The 4593-nt window shown below is 58.1% G+C and carries 4 protein-coding genes; all 4 read left to right on the top strand.

Features of this window, described 5'->3' with window-relative positions; all coding sequences use genetic code 11:
• The first annotated feature begins 283 nt into the window (after positions 1–283).
• The 4 genes from N5096_RS14600 (at position 284) to N5096_RS14585 (ending at position 4545) form a co-directional block, all read left to right on the top strand.
• Entirely contained in the window at positions 284–1828 is a 1545-nt protein-coding gene (locus tag N5096_RS14600) for a bacterio-opsin activator domain-containing protein (protein ID WP_267665539.1), read from the top strand.
• Positions 1829–1973: 145 nt separating this feature from the next.
• Positions 1974–2318, top strand: a complete 345-nt coding sequence (locus N5096_RS14595) for a winged helix-turn-helix domain-containing protein (RefSeq protein ID WP_149784161.1) — start codon at positions 1974–1976, stop codon at positions 2316–2318.
• A gap of 28 nt (positions 2319–2346) precedes the next feature.
• On the top strand, positions 2347–3270 hold the full coding sequence (locus N5096_RS14590) for a CPBP family intramembrane glutamic endopeptidase (RefSeq protein ID WP_267665538.1): 924 nt from the start codon (positions 2347–2349) through the stop codon (positions 3268–3270).
• A gap of 405 nt (positions 3271–3675) precedes the next feature.
• Positions 3676–4545, top strand: coding sequence for a hypothetical protein (locus tag N5096_RS14585; protein ID WP_267665537.1), 870 nt, complete (start codon positions 3676–3678; stop codon positions 4543–4545).
• Positions 4546–4593 lie beyond the last annotated feature (48 nt).

Below are 4593 nucleotides of genomic sequence, written 5' to 3'. Positions count from 1 at the left end.
GGCTTTGGAGTTTGTAGACACAGTCTCCAAACCCTGCTGCTTCGCACGTGACGCTTTCTATGACAGGCTCCAACTATACCTATAATCCGCTTCTTGGGTGCTGACTCTGAAACAGTGACAGAACAACACCGGTGTCAGTGACCAGCACCTAAGCTTTGACATCCTCCCCGTGCTGAAGCGCGAGGCTTTCTCCTCAATTCTCAGCAAACTGCGGTTCAACCGGACAACACGTATATACTAGTCGACGGGAAAACACCGATAGAACGAGGAGGTCCCTACGTGAATGGAGTTAGAACATCGTCTCGCAGAAGCACCGATGGGAGTTATCACCGTCCGAGATGGGGTGGTGCGCGCGTGGAACGATCGGGCGGCCGATATCCTTACAACTGACACACCTAATGGTGAGCCAATTGCTGGGGTGTTTCCCCAGTCGGTCGAAGGGTCGCTCACAGAGGCGTTCGAAGGGACATCGGTATCTGATGTAGCATTCGAAGAGTACTATCCAGAAGTCGACCGCTGGCTGTCAGTGTCAGTTGTTCCTGACGACGATGCGGCAACTGTCTACGTTACCGACATCACTGAAAAACGCACCAACGAGCAAACGATCGAACAGCTTCGTTCAGAGGCTGAACGGGCCGAAATGGTCGACACACTGATCGCCGATGTGCTTGAGGGATTGGTCGGAGCAACGTCTCAAGACGCGATCATGGAGACAATCCGGGACCAACTGGGGACATCCGACCAGTATCGCTTCGTGTGGACCGGTGAGTTCGCTCTCAACAGTGACGAACTAGTCATCACCGGCGTTGCGGGTGACCAAGGAGAACTGTTTCCAGCCGTTCGCGAGGCGGTGAAACGGGGAGAGGCTACCCCAGAACGGCGAGCGGTCGAACAGCAGCACCCGACGCTGGTTCAGTCGTTGAGCGAGGACCCATCAGTCCCGGACGCGGTTCGTGCCGCCGGATTTGCTGACGGCGTCCAGTCGGTGTTCGCGCTCCCGTTGGTCTACGGCTCCAGCGTGTACGGCGTCGTCGGTGTCTACGCGGGAACCGAAACCGCATTCAGCGATCACGTACAGGCCAGCTTTGAGACGCTCGGCGAACTGGCCGGGTACGCGATCAACGCGACACAGAATCGGAAGCTGTTGTTTTCCGACACCCTCACCGAAGTTACGTTCGGACTCACGGAGAACTCTCCGCTGGTACGTGTGAGCGACACCTGCGACGCGGAACTCGCGCTTGAGGGGACCGTAATGCCGAGTGAGACTGGTCTCACGTGTTTCCTATCAGTCTCGGGTGCCGATCCGGACACCGTCGTTGAGACCGTCGAAGCGGTTCCGAGTGCTCAGGCCGGTCGTGTGATCCGTCAATCGGACGCAGAGCGCGGCCGGATCCAGGTGACGCTGGGTGAAGAAGTTCCGCTCGTTGCGGCAATTAACCGTGGTGCGACGATACAGACGGCGGTGTTCAACGGCGATGACAGTCGGCTGATCGTCGAACTGTCTCCCGACGCAAACGTGCGTCGGCTGGCAAACGTGCTCGGCGATGACGGACCGGCACCCGTTCTCGCGCGACAGGACAAAACCCGCTCGCCGACGACCACGCGAGAATTTCGAAACGAACTCAATGAACGGCTTACTGACCGACAGGCGACCGTCTTGCGGACGGCCTATCTCGCGGACTACTTCACGTCCCCGCGTGGAAGTACGGCCGAGGAGGTTGCGACGTCGCTCGGGATTACCGGATCGACGCTGCTCCACCATCTCCGGGCGAGCCAGCGAAAGCTGTTGGACGCATTCTACGACGAACACGACGACAGTAGCGGATAGCGGTCGCAACTGCCGTGTTGCGCCCGGTCGAGATACGGCCGTTTACTCTCACGAAGGGGGAGTCTGGATAGTTAGATATCCTCGCTGCGGGGACTCTGAATACTGAGCATATTCCACCAAGGGTGTTCCGTTACATCGTCGTCACATGGCAGTGCGACACAAGTCGCGCGGCGACCAGACTGAGGAACCGACCGACGAGTTATCGACGGAAGAGCTACTCGACCTCTTCGGCGACGAATACACCCGACGAGTGTTCGAGGCGGTTTCCGAGCAGCCTCGCGGCGGGCGGGCCGTCGCGCAGGCCGCTGACGTTTCTCGGCCGACGGCTTACCGGCGTCTCAATGAGCTTCAGGATGCGGGCTTGGTCACGAGCGAGTGTTACGTCGCCCCTGACGGCCACCACCGAGAGCAGTTCAGCGCCTCCGCACAACACCTCTCCGTGTCGCTCGACGGTGGCGACATCGAGGCGTCGATCAGTCTGAGCTGTTAGGACCGAAGGAAACGCTTGGTCTGCCCACATGAGCACACACGTGCGACCAGTCAGTCGTATCGGGTCTGAGACCTCGATCAGCGGGGCGGCGGTGCGCGTGGTTGTAACAGCGGTAACATTCGTCGCTACACTTGCTGCTGTGGGGCTGGTACTCGCTCAATTCCCAACGCCGAACGTGTTGACTAACCTCCCGAATCAACTTCCCATGCTCTGTGGGGTAGCAGCGGTGATACTCGTCTTATGCCATCTGTTCGAAACCAGCCCCGCCGCGTACGGACTTTCTCTGGGTCGACGGTGGCTCGGTGACTTCGCCGGCGGTGCCGTAATCGGCGTGCTGTTTCAGGCTGTTTCGACGGCCGTGATTCTCGCTACCGGGAGCGGGAGGATCGTTAGTTCGTGGTCAATGGGAGTCTTCAACGACCCTGTGACCGTCGGACTCGCGATCGGAGCGACGGCCGCTGCGTTCGTTATCGTCGGGTTGTGGGAGGACTTTCTCTTTCGAGGTGTATTGATCCGTGAGTTCGTTGTCGGGTTTACGTCTCGCAATGTCTCGAGGCCGGCTGCCACGGGGAGCGCGGTCGTCGTATCGGCTCTCGTGTTCGGAGCGCTTCATTTGAACGCTGGCGCGGCGGGACTCTCCGCGTCGGTCGCCGTGACACAGGCGGTGGTCGGGGGGCTGTATTTCGGCCTCGCGTACGTCCTCACGGACAGCCTCGCGCTCCCAGTCGGCATCCACTTCTCGACCAATCTCTGGACGACGGTCGTGTTCGGGCAACCGGAGAGCGGATATCCAGCGGCGTTTCGGCTCACCCGGCCGTTCGATCTTAGCGCCCACCTCATCGTCGTCTTATTTCTCCCGACGGCCGTACTCGTCGCGGCGGTTGTTTTGTGGGTTCGCGCAACGCGGGGGAAGATTCCAGAAGTGTCACTCCAGAGGGTCAGAAAACATTGATGCCGATTTCGAACAGACGATTTGTATGACTGATGAGCAAGCCGCACTTCGGTCACACCTCCGTTCAGTTCGTACAGCACTCCTCGCTGTAGCAACCGCAGTTCTCACGGCGGGACTCATCATCGCCGGTGAAGACGGATTAGGATTTCCGATGTTTGTTCTCACGCTCTGTATCTGTGCGTATGCTTTTATTTCGCCGCTATTCGACAGACTGTAAGCAGGTGGCGCTCTTTAAGCCACGAACAACAAAGCGTTCGTGCCAATGGACTCGGGAAGGTACATCGAAATTGCGATCCAGACAAATTCATAGAGGGTTTCAATTGCGGTCGACATTAACTGTCCACCACTTGACGAACGGTTCGCTCCGACAGGGTAATTACATTTAGCGTGTGAACTAATCGTATCATGCTCGCCACTGTCGGGGGTGTGAATGTTACTTTGGGAATACTGCTGCTACTCATCGCAGCTCACACCAGCCGACAGTATTCGGGAGTAGGCACACGGAGTTTTATTGCCTGTATGGTTGGGCTGGGAGTGTGGACAGCCGCTGGCGGCGTCAACGATATTATTAGTGTCTACGAATTGGGAGCGCCCAACGGAGACGGCATGTCACCGGCGGTGGAGTCAACGCCGTCGATCATCGCGTTCGGACTCCAAGGGCCCAGAATCGCAGACTGGGTGCTTCAAACAGTAGTTCCAGTGCTGTATGCTCTGTTTATTCTCGCGTATACGACTCGAACGGACCGCCGCGAGCGGCTATTGTTGTTCGTGCTTGTTCCGTTCGGACTCCTGTACACTGGAGGATCCATGTCCGCTACACTGGTCTCACTGGTACTCGATAACCTCCCGGCTGGGCTCAGCGAGGCACTACTTCCCTTCCTACAGTTCGCTATATCAATCTCCTTTTTTGTAACTGGATCAATCGTGCTGCTCAGCCTCGGCCAGTTGTGGCGAACACTACACCGATATCGGCACGTCTCAACGCGATTGACACTGGCTCTGGCGGTGATCGTGCCGCCAGTGTGGTTCGCAGAGAGGTTCTTCATCGCCTTGGCTGAGACTCCGCTAGCGAGAGCAGCCATTCCGGTCCCGTTTGTGGTCCTGTCGACGGGTACAGCGTGGCTGGCAGTCACCCGATTCGGGCTGTTTGAGGAGGTACCGGCGGCCTTGGCCGTCGCTCGACAAGACATCGTCGCCGAGATGCCGGATGCGGCCATCACGGTCACGGATGGACATTCTATCCTTGACTGGAATGCTGTGTTGAATAGATGCTGAGTCACGGTTACAGCGGCTCACACAGTGGTTCTATGTTGGTGATGGCGA

The sequence above is a fragment of the Halorubrum yunnanense genome (assembly GCF_026586675.1).
GTDB lineage: Archaea > Halobacteriota > Halobacteria > Halobacteriales > Haloferacaceae > Halorubrum > Halorubrum yunnanense.
Note: the sequence above shows the minus strand (reverse complement) of the source record. Positions and strands in the feature narration are given on the sequence as shown.

Coding starts and splice junctions, on each gene's coding strand:
- N5096_RS14600 (WP_267665539.1), top strand. CDS start 284: ATGGAGTTAGAACATCGTCTCGCAGAAGCACCGATGGGAGTTATCACC.
- N5096_RS14595 (WP_149784161.1), top strand. CDS start 1,974: ATGGCAGTGCGACACAAGTCGCGCGGCGACCAGACTGAGGAACCGACC.
- N5096_RS14590 (WP_267665538.1), top strand. CDS start 2,347: ATGAGCACACACGTGCGACCAGTCAGTCGTATCGGGTCTGAGACCTCG.
- N5096_RS14585 (WP_267665537.1), top strand. CDS start 3,676: ATGCTCGCCACTGTCGGGGGTGTGAATGTTACTTTGGGAATACTGCTG.